Source organism: Terriglobus roseus, assembly GCF_900105625.1.
Taxonomy (GTDB): domain Bacteria; phylum Acidobacteriota; class Terriglobia; order Terriglobales; family Acidobacteriaceae; genus Terriglobus; species Terriglobus roseus_B.
The window spans coordinates 4,585,874-4,609,381 of record NZ_FNSD01000001.1; the positions used below are offsets into that span (position 1 = coordinate 4,585,874).

Consider the following 23,508-nt stretch of genomic DNA (forward strand, 5'->3'; position numbering starts at 1 on the left):
GGGACGTGGAGTGCCGCTTGTCGAACGAGAATGCACCCAGGCTGGTGAGCTTCTACAGTCACACCAGCAGCATCAGCGGTGCCGAAGTTGTCCTGCTTTCCGTTCTGGATGGACTGGATCGCACGCGCTACGAACCTTTGCTGATCGCCCCCTGCGGGGAACTGGCGAATTCAGCGGTGCGCCTGAATGTCAAGCATCTGCCCTTCGATGAATTGCATGCGCGGTTCACAAAGAACCCCTTCCGCTTGGCGCGGTATGTTTTTCAAGCAGCAATACACATCTTCGAACTGAGGGCTCTCTTGAAAAGGCGTCGCCCTGCGCTGCTCCATGCGAACAGCATTCGCGCAGGCATGATCGCGAGTATGGCCGCTACGGGCCTAAACCTTAGAGTGATCTGGCATCTTCACGACATTTTGCCAGACAATGCGCCCGGACTGGCGATCCGTAAACTAGCAAACTCTCTATCGAGAACGGCATATCTTGCAGTGTCGAATGCCACTGCGGCCGGGTTCGCGTTTTGTAGAGAGCACCATGTGGTCACCAGAAAGATCGAAGTGATCTACAACAGTGTGGACTCCAAACGATTTTGCCCAGACGCCGACGCTCGACTGGCGATACGCCAGGAACTTGGGCTCACGGATGACGACGTAGCCGTCGGCGCAATTGCACAGATCACGCCTAGGAAGCGGCAGTTGGAGCTTTTGGAAGTCTTCGCGGAAGATCATGCAAAGGTTCCAAACGCCATTTTGTTCTTTGTGGGCGGAGGCCTCTTCAATCTGAAAAACCGGCAATATGAGGCTCGCCTGAAGGCGAGAATCGACGAACTTCGACTGGGCGACCGAGTACGTTTTCTGGGCAAACGCTCCGACATACCATCGATCCTTAATGGATTGGATATCGTCGTTCAGAATTCGGATCGGGAGCCATTAGGGATGGCCATCCTTGAGGCGATGGCGACTGCCAAGCCTGTTATCAGTACAAGCGTGGACGGGACGCCAGAGGTCATTGCCGACGGGGAAGATGGATTTCTTGTCGCGTTGGATGAACCCACGCAGTTGATGCAGCGAGTCAAGAGTCTTCACGACGATCCTGACATGCGTCGGACATTCGGTATGCGTGGCAGGGCAAAGGTGCTGACCAAGTTCTCACCCGGCGAACAAGCCAGTCGCTTGGACTCCTATTACCACGCGCTGCTGGCCGATTGATTAGGCCGACCAGCAAGTGTTAGGTGGTCGCAAGAGGGACTTCCGACGCTGTGTGTTCACTCAGGCACTCGGAGATCATCGCGAGCATCCTCTTATGAAATACAACGGTGTCGTACGTCTCGGCGTGAGCTCGGATCGCATGAGGATCCCACTCTGTTCCTTCGCAGCGTTCCAGGGCTCCTCGTAAAGATGCGACGGTTTGCTCTGCAAAGAAGATTCCGTTTACTCCTTCGCGAACCGTTTCCAGTGCGCCCCCGGCTGCGTATGCGATGACCGGGCGACCCGCCGCATTCACTTCCAACGGTGTGATTCCGAAATCCTCTTCACCGGGAACGAGCAAGGCCTTGCAACGACTTGCATAGCTCGCGACCTCCTGGTCAGAGAGTTGTCCTGCAAAACTGACGGACGGACCAGCCATAGAGCGAAGTCTTTCCAGTTCCGGTCCTGAACCGATGACGATAAGGCGTTCACCCTTTTGTGTGCACGCTTTCACCGCCAGATCGATGCGCTTGTAGGACACGAGACGGGACACAACGAGATAGTAGTCCTCGACTTCGCTGGAGATCGTAAAGCGCCCGGTCTCGACGGGTGGAGGAATGACCAACGCGTCCACGCCGAAAGCGCGACGGAGCCGCACTTTTACCGTTTCAGAGTTCGTAACGTAGTGGTCCGGCCGCAAAGCGGCTCGCTGCTCCCAGCGTTTCAGCATGAGGAGCGGAATCTTCAAGAGCAGACGCCCCAAGGAGCCGCGGCTAGTGTGGGTTATGTACTTGTCCGACCTCCAGACCCAACGCATCGGGTTGTGGCAGTAGCAGATGTGCACAGCTCCCTCTCGTCTTTTCACGCCTTTGGCGTATCCGAAACAGCTCGTGATCACCAGGTCGTACTCTCGCAGGTCGATCTGCTCGACGGCGAAAGGGTAGAGGAGAAAATAGGCACGAAAAAGCTTCTTTTTGAACGGTAAGTACTGCATCCAGGTGTTCTTGGGCTTCGCCTCCAACAGGTAGGACGAAAGGCGCTCTGGAATACTTAGCGTGGTCAGCAGGTCCGCTTCGGGGAAAAGTCGATGAATGCTCTCCGTGACACGCTCCGCCCCACCCATTTGCGCAAAGTTGTCATGGACGATTGCGACTCGGATCAAGGTCTCCCCCATACACGCCCATCCTGGCCGCTAGGCTGATTTGACGCCGCACGCCTGGGCCCTTCGGAGCAAGCCTCGACAAGTAGAAGAGTGTGACGTTGTGAATGCGTATGAATGTCTGGCCCTCGCGGCGAGTGGATCTTCAATAGCGCTTTTGCCTGATCGGGCACGCTTCTTTTGTAGCGTGCAATTACCTGACCGTTCGGAAATGTAACAGAAGACGTAGTTGGAAAGTGGCATAAAATGCCCACATTTGGGCAAATAAAGGGAGTTCCATGCCTATAATCACTCACAGACGCCGAATACTTTCCAACGAACTCGATGGAAGGTTGCCTGAGTTACTGAACGTTCATTTTCTGATTATCAAAATAAGATTTAAGGAGCCAAATTGCGCAATCTTTTGCGGACCTGCATTCTTGCCCTCGTTTCAACTGTTCCTCTTGTAGCGCAAACAGCTCTACCAGCCGACTCAATCGCTGATGCAGTCGGTGTGAACATTCACCTTGATTTCGGCAATACCGGTTACGGGATGTACCCGGACATGACAACGTCACTGCTCAAGAAATCGGGTATACGTTACTACCGCACCGGCATCACAGCCTGGAATCAGGCCGCGGTGAACAGCATCTTCAAGAACCTCGGAACTGCTGGAATTCGTGGCCTCTATGTCATCAAATCCTCCGACCTCACCCCCCAGCTTCCAGGGCTCCTCACGGCAACCGGGAATGTCGCGGGCATCGAGTACCAGAACGAGCCGGACAACGATAATAACCCCTCGTGGATTTCGCAGACTCGCACGTTCGGCCCCCAGCTTTTCACGAGCATGCACAACTTGATGCCGTCAGTTCCAGTGATCGGGCCGGCACTTGTGTATGACACCTCCGCGAGCGCCCTCGGTGTTGTTCCAATGGACAACAATAACCTACACAGCTACATGTATAACTACCCGCCGGATATCGACTATCCGCCAGCTTCCACGCCCAGCATGAATGCCGGTGCGGGACCATGCACGCGGAACGCTGCCAGTGAGTGGGTATGTTTCCCGGGGCTGAAGTACGCCATGGCAACAGCATCCGTCGATGCGCCGGGGAAGCCATTCTGGATCACGGAAACCGGCTACACGACCTCTGGTGATAGCTCGTCTGTGCCCGTGCAGTATCAGGCGGCATACTTCACGCGGCAGGTTCTGTGGGCGGTGCAGAACGGCGTTTCCAAAGTCTTCTTCTATGAATTGCTGGACGAAAGCGTGAGCGGAACCTACGGCATCGTGACCGCAGCAATGCAGCCAAAGCCGGGCTTCACTGCGCTTTCCAGTGTGATCAATCTCATGGCGGACAAGAACGCGAACTTCTCGCCCAGCAGCCTCAACTATCTGGTGTCAGGTGGTGATCGCTTCATTCAGCACGGCTTGTACGAGAAGAGTGACGGAACGTTCTATCTGGTTCTGTGGCAGTCCGCTGCCATGTGGGATGGCTCGAAGGACATCACTCCGGCGGCGGAATCAGTCAGCGTTTCCGTACCTGGTAAGCAGATCTCTGCTTCGTACACGATGCAAGCGTCGGGCGAGTTTAAGGTTTCAACGATGACTGGTAGTTCGGCGAATCTGTCGATCGGCGTCTACCCGGTTTTCTTGAAGATCAATTAACCCATCGAGTCGCCACCGGACACATGTTCGGTGGCGACTCTACGCAACTTATCTCGGCTTAGCGTCAAGTACCTCGCGGTAGATCGACTCCAAGGTGTCGATGACTGCGTCCCAAGAGTAAGTCTCGAGCGCGATCCGTCGATTGCTTGCTCCCATCCTTTCGCATAATTCGGATGAGGAGAGGAGCTTATCCAGTGCCGAGGCAAGTTCATCTGCACGTCCGGCGGTGAAGCGGAGTGCGCCTCCCTGATCCAGGAGAACCCCAAGACCGCCAACGGTCGTGCCTATTACAGGCTTCCCGCACGACATAGCTTCCAAGACCGTCATGCCAAATGGCTCGCTCGATGATGGAAGGCAATAAATAGTGCTGGCGTTGATCAACTCGGGAACGTCTTCTCTCGCGATATTGCCAAGAAAGTGGATGCGGTCACGTACCGTGCTGGAAGCGGCACGTGCGTATACTTCTGCCTCATCAGGCCCTTTTCCCGCGATGTGCAGCACGGCCGCAGGAAACTTATCCGCAACTCGTTCAAAAGCTTCGATGAGTAGAGGAGCGCCTTTGCGGCGAACCAGATTCGCGAGATAGAGAATTACCGGCTGGGATGGAGCGAGCTCCGGCATTGGCCGAAAGGTCTTCGCATCGATACCGTAAGGAAGTATCCGAACCTTGGCCTTTGTGGCTTCGTCCTTCGGTAGGAGGATGTGGCTGGCGATGTTCGGGATCATCACGCGAGCCGCGCTTTCCACTTGTCGGTGGAGGACCCAAAGCTTTAGAGCCGTACCAATAGAGCGCGGCAGCTCCGCGGTGCCGGGTGCAGGTAGAGGACCGAGCAGAATCGGCAGTCCTGCCCCAGGTAAGAACAGGCTCATGCCTGGCACCACGGGGTTCAGTTGGTGCACAAGCCGTATAGGGAATTTCTTCATCAACCTCGAAAGCAGGGATCGGACGCGCACAGCGTATTCCAGCCTGGACAGCGAGGATGGATTGTCACGCGACGGCTTTGCGAAGGTGTGAATCGGGTAGAGGTGTACGTTGGGCGGCAGTTCATGTTGCAAGCTCATCAACGGAACTGCGACGTGAAGTTCATATCCCCGCTGCGCGAGACGATAGACATACTGGAATGCCAGCAGGCCATCCCCATGCGGCTCGCAGTCCGTCATGAAGTGCGATGGATGCGAGATGAAGATGTGAATCGGTTCCTGCATGCTCAATCCGCAACTCCTTGCACGTCGCGCTGATGTGTGGCGGCTGCAGCGTCCGCCGGGAGAGAAGTCTCCGATTCATTTCTCTGAGCCTTCAAAGGTGTCGCATGGAGAAGCTCGTTATAGATTTGCTCCGTTTGATCTGCCATGACTTTGCACGTGAACTTCTCGCAGCCTTTGCGTGCGGCCACACGCATCGTCCCGCGTAGTGCTTCATCGCCCGCTACTTTCAGCAATGCCTGCGCCAAGGCCTCAACATTCTCGGGTGGTACCAGCAGGCCTGCCGAACCGTGGTCCAGAGCTTCCGGGATCCCATCAACGTCCGTGGCGATGATGGCGCAGCCGGCGTGGCGCGCTTCCAACAGGACGAGTCCAAGGGACTCTCTGCGCGACGCGAGTACGAAGACATCGCACCCCAGCATGTATTTTTGCGGCTCGCTGGTCCATCCTTCAAAATGGATACGCGCGCTGTACGGCGAACGGCTTACGAGGTCTTCGAAGAGTGTCCGCTCAGGTCCATCTCCCACTAGGTAAAGGTGAGCCTTGTCGTACTGCGCTGCTACGCGCTCAAACGCTGGCACCAGTTCCTGGATACCCTTTCGGTAGTTCATGCCGGCCACCGTCACGAGGGATAGTCCCTCGAGCGGTTCGGGAGTGATGTCCTCTAACTTCGGGAGACGAGGGGTACCGAGAGGCCCATTCAAAATGACGCGGAACTTCTCTTTTGGAATGCCCGTCTTCGTCATGGTGTCCATGACCGACTGACTCACTGCAATGACGCGATCTGCCAGCCGCATCAAATTCGATTCGCGATCATGGACATTGTGAAGGTGTGAGACCAGGGGGATTCTCGGGAATCGTGAGCAGAGCCATGCAAGAAGTAACCCGGTCCGCATGTGAGCGTGGATCACGTCGGGCTTATCGCGCCGCAGGATCTGCATAAGGCGAAACGTCGCCTTTGCGAGATTGGGAATGCTTCGGGATTGATCAACAGGCACCCAACGCACACCGTGCTGTTGCACGAGGGGGACGAAGTCTCCGAAGCCGGAGACGACGGTGACGTCATGCCCCGAGTCGCTCTGCTCGCACGCAAGATCCACCGCAACATTGACGATGCCATTGCCGCGGTTTGTCAGGTCGTTCAGGATATGCAGAATACGCATCGCAATTCTTTCTCTGAGGTCGTGAGCACAAGCGAGATATTGCTACCGCTTTGCTTCGTTACACCGTTGCAGGTCTTATCTTGTTCCGTACCGATACAAATAGATTACGAAACTCATCCATCTTCGGGATCAGACTGGGCGTTGGAAGATGCATGTAGAAGCGGAAGCTCAACAGGGTAAGCGTGATGCGGATAAGTGCGGCAATGAGCAGCGCGCAACTCGCACCGATAATACCGAATGGTGGAATCAAGACCATCAGCAACGGAATGCTGATCAGCAAGCCGCTTGTCTGAAGGATAGTTACGAGCCCTGGCTTCCCGAGTGCCATATACGCCTGGGTCAGAACCAACGTCGCACCGGACAGGATCGCTTCCACGATGAGAATGTCCAGGATGACCGTGGCGTAGCCGTAGTCCTTGCCATACAACAATGGCAGGAAGATCGGGCCAAGGATCGCGACGAAGATGCCTGCAACAATGGAGACGGCGGTACTGAGCCGTACCGCTTTGCCGACCAGTGCAAGCATCTCGGTCAGTTCGAGGTTGACCGCTCGGGGGAACAGAATGCTGGCAACGGATGCCTGCATCACGTTCAATGTTCGCGACAGACTCAGCGCGACGACATAGATACCCATGGCAGACGGGTTTAACATGCGTACGACGAGCGCCTGATCTGCATAAAGCGACAGAGTGCCGCAAAGGTCGACGCCATAGGAGCGAATTCCGAAGCTCAGCAGGAGTCTTGATGAGTGTAGGAAGTCCTTGGCTGGCCCACCCAGATCGACCCACACCCGGCGAAACAGGAAGATGACCGTTGGGATGCCGCCTGCGACATAGGCGAGCGCTGCGGTCGCGGGAGTCAGCGAATGGGCAGCATAAAACGCTGCCAGAACGAAGACGGAAACGAGTGGCGTGAGTGCGAAGGAGACACTCGATGCGAAGAAATCCCCATTGCTCTCGCAAAGGCCGCGCAACATGGCAATGAGCAGCACGACTGTTCCGTTGATCATGAACAGCTGCGCCAGATGCACGATGTGCGGAGAATACTGGGTGAGCCAGAAGGGCATGCACACGACGCCGAAGATAGTTGAGATCAGGCCCAACATCAGTGTCAGGTAGAGTGACGCTCGGATGAGGTCAGTGCGCGCGGCCAGTCCCTCCCGAAGCCGATAGATGAGTGCGCTGGGCAGGCCGAGCGTCATCAGATTTGGAAGGAAGTTTGGCCATACCGCAATGGCTGCGAGTTCACCGCGACCACCGGGATGGAGAACGCGGGCGGTAAGGATGCCAGTGAGAGCGTTGATCAAAATGAAGATTGCGCGGGCGCCGGTAGATTGCAAAACCGCAACGAGGCCGCCGGCCTTATACGACGCAATGGCAGCTTCGGCTTCCTGCGGTGTTACGACATCGGGTTCTGCGGTTTCAGACATTCTGACTCCAGAAGATTGTGGGAAGAGCGGTGAGTGTTGAGGACAAAATCAGTCGAGCAGTCAACTCAGGAAGCCTGGTTGTTCGCGGGTCTGCGTGACAGTAGCGTTTCCGAAACAACGCCTTTCGCTGCAGGGCGCTCCGAGCTACGTCCGAGCCTCTGCGCCATCCGATGAAACGGCCTCTCGAACAGAATGTAGAAGAGATAGGCGATGGGAAGAGTGGCCACGGCAAACAGTAAGGCGACCAGAAAATTCGTCTGCTGATGATGAAAGTGCATGAGCCATAACGCTGAACAGAGTTTAAAGAATGGGTAGTGGATCAGGTAGAGCGAGTAAGAGATAGTCCCAAGCAGGGCGAATCCCTTAGCCACATTCGGCGCCAGGTATTCGAGCAGGTGCGCCTTGCGGAGCCCAGCGCGAAGCATCAGAAACCAAAATGCTCCCCAAAGCAGCTCTTGATATTCGATCGGCCAGTTTGTAGCTGTGCTGCTCACGGCCACGACTCCAGAAAAAACTGCGAGGAACAGTTCTGTCTTCAAAAACGTGTTTGTTGTTCCGCGACGTATTTCTTCCGCGAGCCAAGCGCCCCCGCACCAGATGACCCAGTACATCAGAGAGTTTCCGACTTGCCCGATGGTCTGGAAGCGATCGCGTAGCATCGGTGTCGCAAGGATGACGGCCAGCGCTGAGAACGAAGTGATGCAGACGACGGTGTATGAGACCTTCCATCCGCGCCACTGCAATAACGCCCAGAAAATTGGATAAAGAAGATAAAGTTCCAGTTCAATCGGCAAAGACCAAAGCGCTGGATCGCCCTTCATCTGATAGGGATCTGCGCCGTAGTTCTGAACCATGAAAATGGTCTGCAAGACCTTGGATGGAGCGCTTCTGGGCATACGCACCAGGTGAAAGCAAACGTACTCCACCACGAGCGCGATGAGCACCGCCATCAAGTAAGGCGGGTAAATTCGGAAGAAGCGACGTACGGAATACGAACGCAGCGTGAGGTCTCTTCCTCCGGCTGCATAGGGATAGTGAATACAAAAACCGCTGATAAGGAAGAACAGCATGACGCCAGACCGAAAGAAGGGAACCGGTGCGGAGAGATACGCAGTCCAATGATCGAACCGACTGTACAGCGCGGGAGATGCTGCGATCCGCTTGAACCCGATCCACATGTCCACGCGGCAGTGATACACAACGACAGCAAAGGCCGCGAGACCTCGCAGGATGTCAATCCAGAAAAAGTGATTCTGTGCTTCCGTGCGCGGAGACTCAGACGGTGGAGGGAGATGTGTCAAGGCGAAATCCTTCCTTGGCGACAACCTTGTTGTCCAGGCTTTGATCGATACGATCGTCTTTGGGCAACTTCTCATGCACAGCCCATGCTGCGAACATCCAGAAGAAGAAACCGGGTACACCGAGATTCGAGCTACCCAGTGGTATTTGAGAGAGGAAGGCTAGCGAGATGATGGCAGGCAGCGTCAGGATGGCGCCGCCCCCCTGTCGTTGAAGCATGCGGATCAGGAGCCATCCAAGAGATCCGAAGTAGAGGAAGCCGCCGACTAGACCAAGCGTCAGGAAGCCTTCCGCGATTCCGTCGTCATGCAGGCTGAAGCTGCCGTCATTCGAAATGAGATCGACGCCCACACCCAAGCCATATCCCTGGGGATGCTCGCTCACCATCTTCATGGCGCTTGACGCACCACGTGTACGGTCGTTGCCGCTGGCATCATCGCTGGGGTGCGTGAACGACGAGATGCGATCGTTGACGACTTCGGCGGCCGGACCAACGGCGAGCGCGGAACCAAAGAGCATGGCGAAAAGCAAAGGGACGGCAATGGTGCTTGTGACACGCTTCGGTGCGATGGTTGCCAACAATATGAGACCGAAGACGGTAGCCATCCAGCCGGATCGTCCCAGCGTCAGCAGCAGTGCAAGCGCACCCGCACTGAAGACGACCGGTGACAGTTTGTGCCTCGAATCAGCAACGATGAGTAGGCCGGCCGCAGTCACGAGCGCGAACGCGCCAGCTGAATTCATGGTACTGAAAACTCGAAGACCGTAGGGCTCCGGCGTCCCCATGCTTGTTACGTCTGCTACACCACCGAGTTGCTCCAGCCAAAACACATCCCACGTGGGCGCCACTACGTACTGGTAGAGACCGTAAACGCCCATGATGAGGATGGCCCAAAAAAAGGAGCGTCGAATCGACCTGATCACCATGGCCTGCATGTCAGGAGCGGCAGTGGTGAACCACCAGGCGAATGCTACCGGTGTGCCCCACTGTAGCAATGCGCCCACAACGGTTGTGATGGACTGCTGGGTGATGCCGATGATAGCGCCGTAGCAGATTGCCATTGCTGCGATGACAAACGCGGCTGTTGACTTCAGAGGGGCGGAAAGAATTTGCTTGAAGTCCAGTACTGGTGCGACGAATGCCATGAGGTACGGAACGATCAGGACGAGGCTGGGCTCTTTCCAGCCTGCCTGGTAGTCCATCACACGACGAAGAAACGCGCACAGGAACCAGGACCACAGCAGCGCGTCCATATATAGGTCAGGCCGCTTCCGTAGTAACAGTCCTCCAATGAGGATGGCTCCGATTGGGAAGAGCACGCGCGCGACCCCGCCCGCTCCCAGGAGAAGCAGGGCTGCGATCACGACAACGAATGTGATTAAGAGAGCTTTCACGAAGCTGACTCCGCTGTCCCGAGGCCCGCGGCGGGCCTCAGTTTGTCTTGTACTGGCTTTGGGTGGCTTAACGAGAAGGGCTTTTCAATCGCCAGGAATAATACTGTGGCCGCCGCGAAACTGCCGGCAAATGCGAGGACCAGGAGAAATGGCGCTGCTACTGTGGGATGCGCTTTGGCCCATGGCAAATGTGCTACGACCACTGCAAACACGTTCAGAGTGAAGCCGTGAATGAGGTAGAACGAATAGCTAATATTTCCCGTCCACCGCAGCGTCACATGATTAAAGAGATTCTGAAGGATGCCTCGAGGCTGTAGCGTCGCAAACGAAATCGCCGTGTATAAAACGAGCACGAGTATGGCGCGAATGCCCGCGTGTGTGGGGGAGCCATGCGCCAACGTCTTCACGGTGTGAATCTCGCTGTAGATCAGCACGCCGAGAGCTATGCCGGCACACAGAAGCAAGGCCGCTTGTACTCGCACAGACAACAGCTTCAGGCCACGATGTGTGCTGAGCACCTCTTCCACAATCATTCCGGCGAGGAAAAGGGTAAAGCGGACATACGAGCTATCCTGCGCGTGGTAATGCGGAAAAAAGTTCGGTCGCAGCAGGACGAAAGCGATGTAGCCAATGATTAAAGCGGCCCAGAAAGCTACACGATGGAAGCGCCCCCAAGACGTGAGCCGAAGTAGGCGAACAAGGATCGGGATCAGCAGGTAGAACGAAAATTCGTAGCTCAAAGACCATGCAGCGGAAATGACTGGCGGCATGTCGAGTACGCCTGGTAAGAAGAGCAGGTTCGCTACGGTATAGCGGAACTGATCGAGCAGACCATTACCTTTGTAGTGCTCGCCCATATGGAAGACAAGCGACAGCACAAGATAGAAGACGAAGACCGCGAGGAACGCGGGGTAAACGCGCTGTATCCTTCGCATCATGAATCGGCCATAGTGGACACGCGGCCGCATGGAAGCACGGTAGATCAGCATGCCGCTGAGCAGGAAAAATAAGTCAACGCCGGTACCGCCGAGCTCAGCACATGTGACTGCCAGCCTCGACTGAAAAACGTCAGCCAGTCGCGAAAGGATCACCATCTGGAAATGGCAAATGAACACCAGGACGATCGCAAGCCCACGCAGACCTTCCATTGCCGCGATGCGATTTTCTCCCCGCCCGGTTTCGTACCAGCCGTCCAGTGTACGGCGAGTCCGGCCTCGTCCGGCAGTGTTGATATCGGCAGTCGTCACGCGGCTCAATCCTCTCTTTACGCTTCTGATTTAAGTGGCTCTTGCTCTGGATACGCCTCATCTGGTGAGCCGTATCCGGAAATTGGGTGACGTTATTGCGCTCGCCGACGACCTAAGCGACGATCGTCCGATAGCAGTCGGTGAGCGCTGCACGCATAGCGTCTTTGCTGAAGCGCTCTTCAATAAGAGGCCTCCCAATCGAGCCGTAATACGCAGCCTGATCTTGTTCCAGCAACAGTCGTGTGACCAGGCTGGTTGCCTCCGCAAGGTCACCCAGCGCGTAAGTATTCGCGGCAAGTGGTCCCACTAGGATGTCGCGCGGTCCACTGACTGCGGTCGAGACCACCGGGACTTCCATCGCCAAGGCTTCGGCGATCATGTATCCGAAAGACTCATAGACAGATGTTCCCAAAAGGACATCTGCCGCGGCCAGATAGGTGCGAATGTCATGCTGCCACGGCACAACCTGTATATCGTCTTCAAGCCCCAGTTGAGAGGCGCGCTGCAGAAAGGCGTTTTTTAATTCGCCCTCTCCCATCCAGATCGCCTTTGCGTCTGTGACGTGCACCTTGACCTTTTTGAAGACCTCAAGGAAAGCCAAGGGGTCCTTCTGGGGTGTCATTCGACCGATGCCCAGCAGCAGGGGCGTGTGGCTCAGTCCCAGGTCTGCCTTCGCCATCTCGCGATTGCGTGGGCTGAAGTATTCCGTGTCAATTGCGGGGTTAACCACTCGCACTGCCCACGGACTGCAGAGTCCGTACCGCACGATATCCGCTGCTTCACTTGGTGAAACGGCAATAAAGCCTCGAACCATCCGTCTCAAAGCGCGTTCGATATACAGATACTTCTTCCCGAGAGGAACTGCGATCGCGTGGGGACTGTAGATCACCGCGGTTGATCGGCCGGGCGAATATGCTGCGAGTCGGCCGAGCACGCCCGCCTTCGAACTGTGGCAATGCAGGACGTCGGGACGAAACTCCCGAATGATTTTCTTCAACGCGAGAACATTCCGAAATTCTTGCCCAATCGATATTTCGCGTCGCATGTCCACCGGGAAGGTAGACCAACCCTGCTCCCGGATGGTCTCAAGAAACGGCTCCAGTCGAGAATCCGCGCGGCTTTGACCAAAGGCAAAGCCGAATTCAAACGGCGAATCCTTCATACTTTGGCCGATGTTCTCCAAGTACCGTAGCGTGCCACCGAGTGTCGCTTCGAGGACGTGCAAAACGCGCAGGCGCCGCACAGGCCTCTTTTCCGCCGAAAGAGACGGCACGTCGTACGCAGGAAGCATCTCGTGTGTCGGTTCAGCTATCTTCATGCGTATATCTCGCGATCCGCAGACCGAAGCATGGTGGCGTAAATGTTTTCCAGCCCATCCAGATGCTTCTCAAGCGTGCACGGGGCCGACCAGTAGGCTTCATACGCATTCTTGCCCAGGTATGCTGCGAATTGACGATCTTTGAGAGCCCGGATCTTCTCGCGCAAATTATCCAGATCCCCGCCACGGAAGATCAATCCTGTACGTCCATCAGAAACCATCTCACGTGCCGCAGAAGTGTCCGGAACGATGCACGGAACACCCATGGACAGGGCTTCAAGCACAACGAGCGGCTGCGCCTCATACCAGAGAGAAGGGAACACCATCGCGCGTGACTGCTTCAGGCTTCGCAGTGAATCAGGCCCAGACAGCCATCCCGATATGGTTGCGCTCGGTAAGATCTTCGTTACTTCCTCTCGGCATGGGCCGTCACCCAGAAATTTCGCTGAAACGTCTTCCATCTTCGCTGCGGTGGCGAATAACGCCGGGCCCTTTTCAGAGACCATGCGCCCAAGAAACGTGAAGTCACTGTGGTTTGCGACGTCAGCGGCAGCTTCTCGTTGTGTCTCCACGAAGTTCGACAGCCGGTGGACGCGCGTGAGCGGCGAGAGGTGCGGCTTCATGACCGACAGAACCAGGTCGGAGATTCCGATGACATCCGTCAAACCACTAGGCATGAGACCTCGCTGCTGCTGCACAACCTGCCTTCCTATCCTCCAAAGCTTGTCCGCATAGTTGCGGCTGTCGCACTGAGCCGTGATGCATTGCAAACTGAGTGGATCGCGTAAGCAAATCGTGTTCGAGCCGTGGTCGAACTTCGTACCCGTCGGGCAAGCAAGAAGATAATCGTGCAGCGTGCAGACCACTTGAAACCCACGATCCAGGGCCATCCGCACAACGCTCGACGAAAGAGCCTTCGCCCAAAGATGAACATGCACGACCGTATCGGAAGGCGACAAGCGATCGAACAGATTAGCCGCGATGCGGGCGCTCTTGCTATTCCATATCCCCTGGGTAGCAGCGCGAAGTCGATTTGGATCGTTCAAAATTTCCTGTTGATCGGTCGACACGATCTCGATTCCCGGAATGCGTAATTCCGGTGCGATCGGGCCAACCGCAGTAAGCAGGGTGACTGAATTTCCTCGCGCCGCCATACCGATCGCACTTTGCAGGGCGATTTTATCGGCCCCGCCAGTGATCCTGGCATTGTCGTTGATGATGACGACATTTTTCATGACCGGACAACTCCCAGATGCTCTTCGGGAGGCACCCGCAAATACAGCATTAATATTTCATCCTCTGCGTAGAGAAGAGTCATTCAGTGGCTACTTCAACGGGTAGTAAACGCCGGGATTGATCAGCTTTACATAGCGCGACACGGCCGTCAGATTGTTCTCCGGAACGATGAGCGTGTCACCATCCTGAACGAAGGTCTCGGTCGTCGTATGCTTACTGCCGGAGCGCTTAAGATTTAGAACAGTCGTTTCTCCGACGCCTTCGCCAATCGGTCGAATCAGCAGGACATGCTTCATGTTAGCGGTATCCTTGAAGCCCTCCGCGACTTGGATTGCCTGTAACGCTGTGAGGGGACCATTCAGCGTGTACTGGCCGGGCTTACCCACATTTCCGCCGACGAAAATGTGGGGTTTTTCAAATCTGACGATTTCCACGCTGACTTCCGGCTTGTTAAGACGCGCAGCCGCCTTCATCGTGATGGCTTCTGTGGCTTCGTCGAGCGACAGTCCGGCGAGCCGGACCTCGCCGATCTCCGGCAGCGCGACATAACCGTCCGGTTGAACGGATACGGTCGCGTTCAAGTCGGGAGTCAGATGATAGGTGACCTTAATCTCATCATTGGAACGGAGTTGATACCGTCCCGTCCCGTGATGCAGAAACTGTCCTGACGTCGTGAGGGGGGCGCAGAGCACCAGCCCCAGTAGCGCTGCGATCGAACCATGCTTCATAACTTTGCTCCTGTCGCTTTGCTAAGCGGTGATTGCGAATTCGCGCAAATGTGTTTTCTTCAGACGAGCGTTCGCTGATGAATCCTTGAACCAAGCCAGTGCAAAGCCCACCAGGGCGCCAGCTCCGAGGCCTACGAGCAGATTCACGCGTAGTGAAGGCGAAACAGGAATCGGCGACGACATCGGTTCTTCAATCACAGCGACATTTGCAATGTTCTGCCTATCCATCTGGGTCGAGACTCGAGCCTGCTCCATGCGCTTGAGGAAAGCTGCATAGTTATCCTGAGCATCTTCCTGAACGCGCTCAAGGTTCGCCAGCGTCACTGAGTCCTTGTCTAGCGCTGCCAACCGCTTCTGGATGTCGCCCTCAACATTCTTCAACGAGTGAAGCCGCGCCAGGTAGCCGGAACTGTCGACATCGTTTGAAGCCGCCTCCTTGGTGACGTACTGGAAGAGGGGATTGATGTCCGTCGTCTGTTCTGTGGCGGCCATGTGCTGGCTCTCAGCCAGTTCAGCCTTCGTGTTGGCAATCTTTTCGCTGTTGATCTGCACGAGGCGATCGGTCGGCTTGTATTGCTGCAGGAGAGATATCTGAGTATTCTCAAGCGCGTTCAAATTCGCCTGAAGATGTTCGATCAGGGGCTGATTGACAGCTGTTCGCACCTGGGTCGGCAGTCGCGAGGTCACATTCTTGCTCTGTCCTTCGAGCGCGCGCCGGCGGCTACCAAGTTCCTGCAGTTTTACGTCCGCGTCATGGATCTGATCCTGTGTTGCGGCGAGTTCCTTAATCAGCTCTGTGCGCTGTTGCTCCGCGGAGGAGATGCCGGAACGCGCACGGAACTCGGAAACGGCTTGTTGCGCCTGAGCCATATTCTTTTTCGCGCCGTCAACTTGGCCTTCGAAGAATTCGTATGAGTTCGGCGCCGCGTGGGCGGAGATGCTGGCCGTGACGTATCTTGACGTCAAGAATCGGAGCGTCTTCACCGCATCCTGTGGCGTGTGAGCATAAAAGGCCATCTGGATGACATTCGTCTTGCGAATCGCGGCGATGTCCAAATTCTTGTACATCTTCAAAACAGATTGCTCAGCCGCCTTCGGGGAAGGCTTCGTGCCCGCCGCCGTCATTCCCGCGTCTTCGGCCACCTGGGTAAGAATCTCGCGACTGCGGAGAACTTCGATTTCCGAATTGACGTCTTCTTCCGTCACCTGGCTTGGAGCCATGGCCTGTGAAGGCGTGTCGGTACCCATCACAATCGCCATGCGGCTGTTGCGTACAAGGAGTTTGGCCTCTGCCCTGTAGGTCTTCGGTTGGACCGCTGTCACGATTACAGCAAGGACTGCCGCGACTCCAATGCAAAGCAGCAAGAGAACCCATTGACGCTTGACCACGCCGGATATCGAACTGGTACTCATGTCATTCATCAATACTCACACCGCTCAAACTTTGAAATAGCCACCCTCCCATTGACGTGGGCCGTGGTGGTTTAGCGCTCTGCGTAACCGAATGCGTAGCGTCGCATATCCTGTTGCATTCCTACTTCCATTGCAGAGTTTTGCAGAAGAAAAAGGCAAAATATCACCCGGATAATCCAAGCAAACTCATGAGTGACGTCAAGAATTGGATGGAGTGTGGGTAAAATCTTGCCACTTGTTGGCATCGCGGAAGGGAACTGATTGGCCCCGGCCGGGTCGACGTCGCATGCGCGCTTCCAAAAGTCACGGCAATCGCGTTTGGTCGGCAACTTGCAACACTCCATTTCAATTCTGTAGCGGAGTCGGCCTGATATCTGGACGACTGCGTACTTTACCTGATGGAGAACACTTTTGCCAACCGCTGATCCGGTACGTTCTGTGGCTCCCCTGTCCACGGCGAAAGCGATTCATTCGGGACATCGAATCGCCGGAAACTTCAACGATCGCCTCGCTGTCCGTTTTCTAGGCACGTCCGCAGTCGCATGTATGGATCTTTTGTTACTGAGTGCGTCTTTCGTGGTCACTACGGTTCTCTGCTACCGTTTGCCAACACAGTCCAACCTGGCAACGTTTCTCTCTTTGCGCATTTCTATGCGCAACCTCCTGCTTGGTCTAGCCTGTGTCTTGTTGTGGCACGGCGCACTGTGGGCCTCGGGTATTCACCGATCGCAAACATTCAAGCATCAGATGCGCCGCATTCCGCTGGCAATATGCCTCACCACTTTGGTGGCGATGTTTGCGTTCTTTCAGCGGTCGAGTGAGAACGTGTTCTTTGCGGGTGCAGTTATGTGGCTCCTCAGCCTGTTCTGCTTCTGCGGTTCTCGCCTGCTCATCTTCCTGTTCGTACGGTTTGTGCGCGCGCAAGTGGGCGCACACAGGAGTGCGATTGTAGTTGGTAGTGGCAGCGTGGCCCAAGATTTGTGCCGGCAGATCACTGCGGATTCTCATTCGCGCTACAAAGTCATCGGTTTTGTTGATAGCGCACCGCAGGAGTTCGCAGAGTCAAACATCGGTCAGCACCTTGGAACCTTTGATCAGCTCGAAGAAATATTGCTAGGGCAGCCAGTGGATGATGTGTTTATCGCGCTTCCCCAGCGTTCGAGCTACGTAGTGACCCAGCGAGCGCTGGCTCTCTGTGAGATCGCCGGCATCCAGTCTCACCTTCCAGCGAACAACTTTCAGACATCCATCACAAAGCGAGTCTCTGCAGAAGGCAGCCAGATGGTGCTCCATATGGTGCACCACGACAGTCGACGTTTCCTCAAGAGGTCTTTCGATCTTGCAGGTGCTTCATTCGGCTTGCTGCTCCTGTCCCCGCTCTTACTCGTGATTGCGATCCTGGTGAAACTCACCAGCGATGGCCCAATCATCTTCAAACAGAAGCGATATGGCTGGAATCGGCGCATATTCCACATGTACAAGTTTCGCAGCATGGTCGTAGACGCGGAAAAGCAGCAGGCCAAGCTCGAGCACCTCAACGAACTCGGAGGGCCGGTCTTCAAAATTACGAATGATCCGCGCGTGACGAAGATCGGCGCATTCATCCGCAAAACCTCGCTCGACGAACTGCCACAATTGTTCAACGTTTTGCGTGGCGAAATGTCTCTCGTTGGACCACGGCCGCTGCCCATGCGCGATGTCGGTCGCGTGAACGAACTGAGCACGATGCGTCGTTTTTCTGTCAAGCCAGGTATGACAGGGCTCTGGCAGGTGAGTGGACGGAGCAGCCTTGACTTCAGCGGCTGGATGACGCTCGACCTGAGTTACATCGATGAGTGGTCACTGGGGCTTGATCTTCGTATTCTCGCGCAGACCTTTCCGGCAGTTATGAAAGGCCGTGGTGCCTCATAAGCGTCGTCACAGCTGCGAAATAGGCGACCGTGAGGTCGCCTTTTTCGTGCCCAGATGAAGTTCCTCGCGGATCTTGAGGCCGTAGAGCAGTTCCTCCACTCGGGTCGCGATGGCCGAGGTCATAGACAGGTCCGTTTTAATCTGCGAGACCCACAGCACGGACAACCGATCCTCTTCGAATCAACCCAGTCCGCGGATCAGAAGTAAAAAATTCCTGCAGCGGTTCGTTTTTACGCGCCAAAACACGCGAAATCGGAAGATTTTGTGAGTTTTATGGCGTGTCCCATCATGCAAGAATCGGATCACGACTAAGGCTATAAGGCTTCAGATTCGGAGGTGCTTGGCAGAGCACCGCGGAAGAACTGCGCCTATCCGGTTGTATTACCAAAAGCCAAGCAGTCGCCGCGAGGAAGTTAATGTTGCCGTCATACCGTCGTGATCTAAGAGTGCCCCTGCACCTCATTAAGTTGCTTACCGTTTTATTACTTTTCCCATTTTCATTTGCCACAGCGCAACAACAAGCGGCACAGAGTGATGGATTCGTCGACTCCATTGGGATCAATATCCACCTGATCTTTACGGAAACGCCTTACTACACGAACTTTCCACTTGTGAAAAGCTCTCTGCAGACATTGGGCATTCGTCACATCCGCGACGGCGTAATGGATACAGGCATGCAGGACTACTATGACCGGCACAAGGAACTGGCGGCCATCGGAATCAAGGGTTTATACGTCGTAACCCCGGATCAGTCTGCCGCACTTCTCCAGCAATGGCCAAGCCGCGTCGGTTCCGCGTTCGAGGCGTACGAAAATCCAAACGAATACGACTTCTCGGCAAACTGGCTCTCCACGCTGTGGGGCAGTATGCCCGTCCTCAGCGCGGCAGGCAAGGTCGCTGGCTACCCGGTAGTCGGTCCATCGATCGTGTTCCCGGCGGACTACTACCTACTCGGCAACATGAGCGGCTTTTTCAATTACGCCAACATCCATAATTACTACGCAGGACGTAATCCCGGAACTGTCGGATGGGGCGATGGCGGCTATGGCAGCATTCCGTACAGCCTGAACATGGCGAAGGTTACGTCTGGAAACCTGCCGGTTTACGTGACGGAAACGGGCTACAGCACCGGCTCATGGATGACGAACTACGTTTCGGAAGAGGTTAGCGCAGTCTATCTTCCGCGCCTTCTGATGGAACACTTTAATGCTGGAATCCGCAGGTCGTACCTCTACGAATTGATCAGCCAAGGCGGTCAGGATTATGGATTGATCCGCGCGGACGGCAGCTTCAAACCTTCCTTCTATGCGATCTCGAACCTGACCAAATTGTTGGCCGATCCGGGCGGCTCATTCACACCTGGAACCCTGACGTACACCCTGGCCGGTGCAAGCACAAGTGTCCACCAGCTTTTGCTGCAGAAACGCGATGGCACCTACTATCTCGCCCTCTGGCAGGAAGTCCCGAATTATGAGCCGGATCTGCACTATGACATTCCAGTTGCACCGATGAACGTCACTCTGAATACATCCTCTTCGTTCTCCGGTGTCACTTCATACCAGTGGGATCGTAGTGGGAATGTCACCGCCACAGATCTGCCTCCGGGCCAATCCATCCCACTTACCGTCACCGATAATTTGCAGATCATCAAGCTGTCTTCGAGCGCGGCGTGCACCTATACACTCGGAACCTCTACGCTGCCGATGTTGCCGATCAATATGCTCGCGATGGATCACTCCGGAGGAACGGGCTCCTCGCCCTATACCAGCACGGGATCCTGCACGACACAACCCACATCCTCTGCCTCCTGGCTTACAGCGTCAGCTTCCAACGGCGTGCTTTCCTATACCGCGCAACCGAACACCGGTGATTTTCGTCAGGCCACAGTCACACTTGGGAACGCAAGCATCAGCGTCTACCAGGCTGCTTCCTCTGCTGTCTTTGTGAACTTTGATCTCAATGTCGCTGGTGGTTGGATTCAGATGGATGGCACCGGCATGTCGAATAAATGGTGGGCTATCTGGAGAAATGGAGAGGTCCACACGTTGTCAGCTTCAATACCGCAGCGTATCAACGGATCGGTCTACTTGTTTGATTACTGGACATCCGGAGCGGGCGGGACCACTGCGGTGTCTGTGACGCCGCCTGCGAGGACGACAACCTACACGGCTCATCTTGAGACCGCAAACTACCTGAACGTGACGGCCGGTTCCGGTGGGACGGTCAGCGTCAATAACCCCGGGCCGCAGCTTGATGGCTTGTCATACTATCGGCCGTGGGATGCAGTGGGGGTTACGGCTACGCCAGCGTCCGGTTGCCGCTTCCTTAGATGGGATGGCTCATCGTCACTTTCTTCATCCCTCAGCCTTAGCATCACCGCACCGACGAATCTGAATGCCGTCTTTGCATGCGGCAACTGAGACCCAGAAGCCGACATGTGACGGTCCGCTCACACGAGTGGACTGTCACAACTCTCTGTCAGTTCAACCATCCTGACACAACCGCGCTTGTGTCAGGAGCAGGTACAAGGGAACAACTAAGCAACATCGTTCCACGCTCACTGTCGATGCGTGGAAAGCAGTGCGAGAGTCATTACGCTCTGGCAATATTCCTCCACAACTAGTTGGCGAGTGATCTTCGAGGGGGAGGCACTTAGCAGCCCAAGATAGGCATCTTGTTACTAAATCATCAGGAAACGAGGGTCGACATACTGAATATCGATGATTAAGCAAACGAAAAAAGCCAAGGAGTGAGATCTCCTAAGCTTTTCATTCAGCACAAGTTGTTTGGTTGCGGGGGTAGGATTTGAACCTACGACCTTTGGGTTATGAGCCCAACGAGCTACCGGGCTGCTCCACCCCGCATAACCAATATAGCGCTGTTAGCGGAGTGAGTCAAACGGACGGATGACCGGCTTATCGGGTCTACCGCTGACCGAGTTATTTCGGCCGCAGTGCTAGCATCGATGCACGCAAATTCCCACGGCGTCCAGCGTGTGAATTGCCGTAAGCCAAGTCTTCCAAGGAAGTGAGACCTCTCCTCACCATGCTCAAACCTGCCTACCTGATGGTGGCTGCTGCCATGTCTGCGTGTGTCACTGTGAATCTTTCCGCTCAGAAGATGCCGATCCAGATCACCGCGGACCTGACGGAGGGTGCTCGTCACCTTTATCACGCGGAGATTGACATACCGGTTAAGCCGGACAGCACCGCTGACTTCATCACGCCGCGCTGGATCCCCGGAACACATGCTCCAGGAGGGCCGCTGGCTGATCTGGTTGGCGTCGTGTTTACCGGCAACGGCCAGACCCTCAAGTGGCGCCGTGACGATGTGCAGTTGGCCGAGTTCCACGTGACTGTGCCCAAGGGCGTGACCAGTGTGCACGTGCATGTCGACTCCATCGTGGCCGGCCGCGTTACGACAAAGATGTCCGTGCTGGAGTGGGAACGGCTGATGATGTATCCGGCGAACGTCCCAACGAAAGATATTGCGATTCAGCCGTCGGTAACGGTCCCGGCAGGGTGGGGAACCGGCACGGCTCTGAAGCCCATCAGCACGGTACCCACGCCGGCTGTTACGGGCGTGGATGAAGGCGCGCATGCGCCCGCACCGGGCTCTGTGACGACGAAGTACAACGTCACGACAGCAGAGCAGCTCGAGGATTCGCCGGTGATCACCGGTCTCTACTTCCATGAATTCCCGCTGGCACCAGAAGTAACGCCGAAGCACTTTCTGGACGTTGTGTCGGACGATCCCGAAGATTCGAAGATGCGTCCGGAGACGCTTGCGGAGATTGGCAACCTGGTTCGTGAGGCTGATGCCAACTATGCGTCGCACCACTACAGTGAGTACCACTTCCTGCTGACACTCTCAGACCGCGCAGGCGGCGAGGGCCTGGAGCATGGTCAGTCGTCAGATAACGGCGTTGGCGAGAAGGGCTTTGCCGACGACGCCCACCAGTTAGGCGAGGCCGACCTGCTGGCGCACGAGTTCACGCACTCCTGGAACGGCAAGTATCGCCGGCCTGCTCGTCTCTACCAGCCGGACTTTGCCACCGCGCAGCAGGGTGACCTGATGTGGGTGTATGAGGGCATGACGCAGTACTGGGGCAATGTGCTGGCGGCGCGTGCTGGCCTCAAGTCGCAAGAGCAGTACCGCGACATGCTGGCGATGAGTGCAGCGCAACTGGACTACAAGTCGGGCCGCTCATGGCGCTCCACGGAAGACACCGGCATCGCGGGCAGTCTCATCCGAGGCGGGAATCAGAACTGGGTCAACTGGCGTCGCGGTCAGGATTACTACCAGGAGGGCGAACTGGTCTGGCTCGACACCGATACGAAGATCCGTCAGTTGACGGACAACAAGAAGTCATTGAATGACTTTGTAAAAATCTTCCTGGGCAAGGGCGGCAACACCGGCCCGCTGGTCGTCGGTTACGAATTCCCGGAGCTGGTGAAGGATCTGAATGAAGTGGTGAAGTTCGACTGGGATACTTTCCTGCGCGAGCGCATCATGAACATCAATCCTCGCGCAGACCTGGATGGTATTGAGCATGGCGGCTACAAACTGGTCTATCTCGATCATCCCTCCAAGAGCGAGCGTACCCTGGCCAGCAGTCGCCGTGGCAGTGCCATCAATGTTTGGTATTCACTTGGCTTACGTGTTGCAGCGGATGGCACATTGGGTGACATTCGTTGGAACGGTGTTGCCGACAAGGCAAAGCTGGCGCCGGGAGAAAAGATCATCTCGGTCAACGGTATGGTCTTTTCCAGCGACAGCTTGAAGGCGGCACTGCTGAAGGCGAAGACCGACCCGGCACCGATCCACCTGCTGGTTCAGCAGGAAGACGCCATTATGCCGATCGATCTGGATTATCACGATGGCGAAAAGTATCCGGCTATGGTCCGCGTGGAAGGCACACCGGCCTATCTGGATGACATCACGAAGCCGCTGACTACACCGCAACATGCGCCCGCTGCAGCACCGACAACAACAGCGGCGCCTGCTACGAATTAACCCTTAGCGGTCAGGTAAGACATAGAGAGGCACGGCCGGCAGGCCGTGCCTCTTCGTTCTGAAGAGATAGAAACCTCGTTTTTGTAGAGATAAAGCCTCGTTCGATCAGGGGCTGCACCACGAAAAGTGCAGGTTGCGCTTGAGCGGTTGATAGGCGAA

At 55.8% G+C, this 23,508-nt stretch carries 16 protein-coding genes and 1 tRNA gene; 5 read left to right on the forward strand and 12 right to left on the reverse strand.

Annotated features, from left to right (window positions below; translation table 11 throughout):
- Positions 1-44 precede the first annotated feature (44 nt).
- Positions 45-1,205 (forward strand): glycosyltransferase family 4 protein, encoded by a 1,161-nt coding sequence (locus tag BLW03_RS19100; RefSeq protein ID WP_244502217.1) that lies wholly within the window; start codon positions 45-47, stop codon positions 1,203-1,205.
- 19 nt (positions 1,206-1,224) lie between these two features.
- On the opposite strand, the gene BLW03_RS19105 is transcribed toward BLW03_RS19100, so the two are convergent.
- Positions 1,225-2,346 carry a glycosyltransferase gene (locus BLW03_RS19105; RefSeq protein WP_244502171.1) on the reverse strand — a complete coding sequence of 374 codons (1,122 nt, stop codon included), beginning with the start codon at positions 2,344-2,346 and terminating at the stop codon, positions 1,225-1,227.
- A 490-nt stretch (positions 2,347-2,836) separates the two neighbouring features.
- On the opposite strand from BLW03_RS19105, the gene BLW03_RS19110 reads away from it, so the two are divergent.
- Complete coding sequence (locus BLW03_RS19110; RefSeq protein WP_074655561.1) at positions 2,837-3,991, forward strand: hypothetical protein; 1,155 nt, start codon at positions 2,837-2,839, stop codon at positions 3,989-3,991.
- Between the two features lie 48 nt (positions 3,992-4,039).
- Here BLW03_RS19110 and BLW03_RS19115 read toward each other — a convergent pair whose 3' ends face one another.
- From BLW03_RS19115 to BLW03_RS19160, 10 genes are all read right to left on the reverse strand, one after another.
- Positions 4,040-5,197, reverse strand: a complete 1,158-nt coding sequence (locus tag BLW03_RS19115; protein ID WP_074655562.1) for a glycosyltransferase family 4 protein — start codon at positions 5,195-5,197, stop codon at positions 4,040-4,042.
- 2 nt (positions 5,198-5,199) lie between these two features.
- Positions 5,200-6,357, reverse strand: a complete 1,158-nt coding sequence (locus tag BLW03_RS19120; protein ID WP_074655563.1) for a glycosyltransferase family 4 protein — start codon at positions 6,355-6,357, stop codon at positions 5,200-5,202.
- A 58-nt stretch (positions 6,358-6,415) separates the two neighbouring features.
- A complete protein-coding gene (locus BLW03_RS19125) occupies positions 6,416-7,786 on the reverse strand; it encodes an oligosaccharide flippase family protein (RefSeq protein ID WP_074655564.1) in 1,371 nt (456 codons plus the stop codon).
- Between the two features lie 65 nt (positions 7,787-7,851).
- Positions 7,852-9,162: an acyltransferase family protein gene (locus tag BLW03_RS19130; RefSeq protein ID WP_083350661.1), complete on the reverse strand. Its 1,311-nt coding sequence runs from the start codon at positions 9,160-9,162 to the stop codon at positions 7,852-7,854.
- Complete coding sequence (locus BLW03_RS19135; RefSeq protein WP_139285261.1) at positions 9,062-10,480, reverse strand: O-antigen ligase family protein; 1,419 nt, start codon at positions 10,478-10,480, stop codon at positions 9,062-9,064. Before BLW03_RS19135 ends, BLW03_RS19130 begins: the two co-directional genes overlap by 101 nt.
- Positions 10,477-11,727 carry an acyltransferase family protein gene (locus BLW03_RS19140; protein WP_139285262.1) on the reverse strand — a complete coding sequence of 417 codons (1,251 nt, stop codon included), beginning with the start codon at positions 11,725-11,727 and terminating at the stop codon, positions 10,477-10,479. Before BLW03_RS19140 ends, BLW03_RS19135 begins: the two co-directional genes overlap by 4 nt.
- 112 nt (positions 11,728-11,839) lie before the next feature.
- Positions 11,840-13,045 (reverse strand): glycosyltransferase, encoded by a 1,206-nt coding sequence (locus BLW03_RS19145; RefSeq protein WP_074655568.1) that lies wholly within the window; start codon positions 13,043-13,045, stop codon positions 11,840-11,842.
- The gene (locus BLW03_RS19150; protein ID WP_074655569.1) at positions 13,042-14,280 is read right to left on the reverse strand and encodes a glycosyltransferase family 4 protein; all 1,239 of its coding nucleotides are present in this window, start codon (positions 14,278-14,280) and stop codon (positions 13,042-13,044) included. The genes BLW03_RS19145 and BLW03_RS19150 overlap by 4 nt, the downstream gene beginning before the upstream one ends.
- A 90-nt stretch (positions 14,281-14,370) precedes the next feature.
- Positions 14,371-15,009 carry a polysaccharide biosynthesis/export family protein gene (locus tag BLW03_RS19155; RefSeq protein WP_074655570.1) on the reverse strand — a complete coding sequence of 213 codons (639 nt, stop codon included), beginning with the start codon at positions 15,007-15,009 and terminating at the stop codon, positions 14,371-14,373.
- Positions 15,010-15,030: 21 nt separating this feature from the next.
- On the reverse strand, positions 15,031-16,422 hold the full coding sequence (locus BLW03_RS19160; RefSeq protein WP_074655571.1) for a GumC family protein: 1,392 nt from the start codon (positions 16,420-16,422) through the stop codon (positions 15,031-15,033).
- Between the two features lie 411 nt (positions 16,423-16,833).
- On the opposite strand from BLW03_RS19160, the gene BLW03_RS19165 reads away from it, so the two are divergent.
- Positions 16,834-18,333, forward strand: coding sequence for a sugar transferase (locus tag BLW03_RS19165; protein WP_139285263.1), 1,500 nt, complete (start codon positions 16,834-16,836; stop codon positions 18,331-18,333).
- 416 nt (positions 18,334-18,749) lie between these two features.
- Complete coding sequence (locus BLW03_RS19170) at positions 18,750-20,753, forward strand: InlB B-repeat-containing protein (RefSeq protein WP_139285264.1); 2,004 nt, start codon at positions 18,750-18,752, stop codon at positions 20,751-20,753.
- A 367-nt stretch (positions 20,754-21,120) separates the two neighbouring features.
- On the opposite strand, the gene BLW03_RS19175 is transcribed toward BLW03_RS19170, so the two are convergent.
- Positions 21,121-21,197: transfer RNA gene (locus BLW03_RS19175), tRNA-Met, on the reverse strand.
- 181 nt (positions 21,198-21,378) lie between these two features.
- Here BLW03_RS19175 and BLW03_RS19180 point away from each other — a divergent pair.
- On the forward strand, positions 21,379-23,349 hold the full coding sequence (locus BLW03_RS19180; protein WP_074655574.1) for a M61 family metallopeptidase: 1,971 nt from the start codon (positions 21,379-21,381) through the stop codon (positions 23,347-23,349).
- The last annotated feature ends 159 nt before the right edge of the window (positions 23,350-23,508 follow it).

Coding starts and splice junctions, on each gene's coding strand:
- BLW03_RS19115 (WP_074655562.1), bottom strand. CDS start 5,197: ATGCAGGAACCGATTCACATCTTCATCTCGCATCCATCGCACTTCATG.
- BLW03_RS19120 (WP_074655563.1), bottom strand. CDS start 6,357: ATGCGTATTCTGCATATCCTGAACGACCTGACAAACCGCGGCAATGGC.
- BLW03_RS19125 (WP_074655564.1), bottom strand. CDS start 7,786: ATGTCTGAAACCGCAGAACCCGATGTCGTAACACCGCAGGAAGCCGAA.
- BLW03_RS19130 (WP_083350661.1), bottom strand. CDS start 9,162: ATGAGAAGTTGCCCAAAGACGATCGTATCGATCAAAGCCTGGACAACA.
- BLW03_RS19145 (WP_074655568.1), bottom strand. CDS start 13,045: ATGAAGATAGCTGAACCGACACACGAGATGCTTCCTGCGTACGACGTG.
- BLW03_RS19150 (WP_074655569.1), bottom strand. CDS start 14,280: ATGAAAAATGTCGTCATCATCAACGACAATGCCAGGATCACTGGCGGG.
- BLW03_RS19155 (WP_074655570.1), bottom strand. CDS start 15,009: ATGAAGCATGGTTCGATCGCAGCGCTACTGGGGCTGGTGCTCTGCGCC.
- BLW03_RS19160 (WP_074655571.1), bottom strand. CDS start 16,422: ATGAGTACCAGTTCGATATCCGGCGTGGTCAAGCGTCAATGGGTTCTC.
- BLW03_RS19170 (WP_139285264.1), top strand. CDS start 18,750: ATGTTGCCGTCATACCGTCGTGATCTAAGAGTGCCCCTGCACCTCATT.
- BLW03_RS19180 (WP_074655574.1), top strand. CDS start 21,379: ATGCTCAAACCTGCCTACCTGATGGTGGCTGCTGCCATGTCTGCGTGT.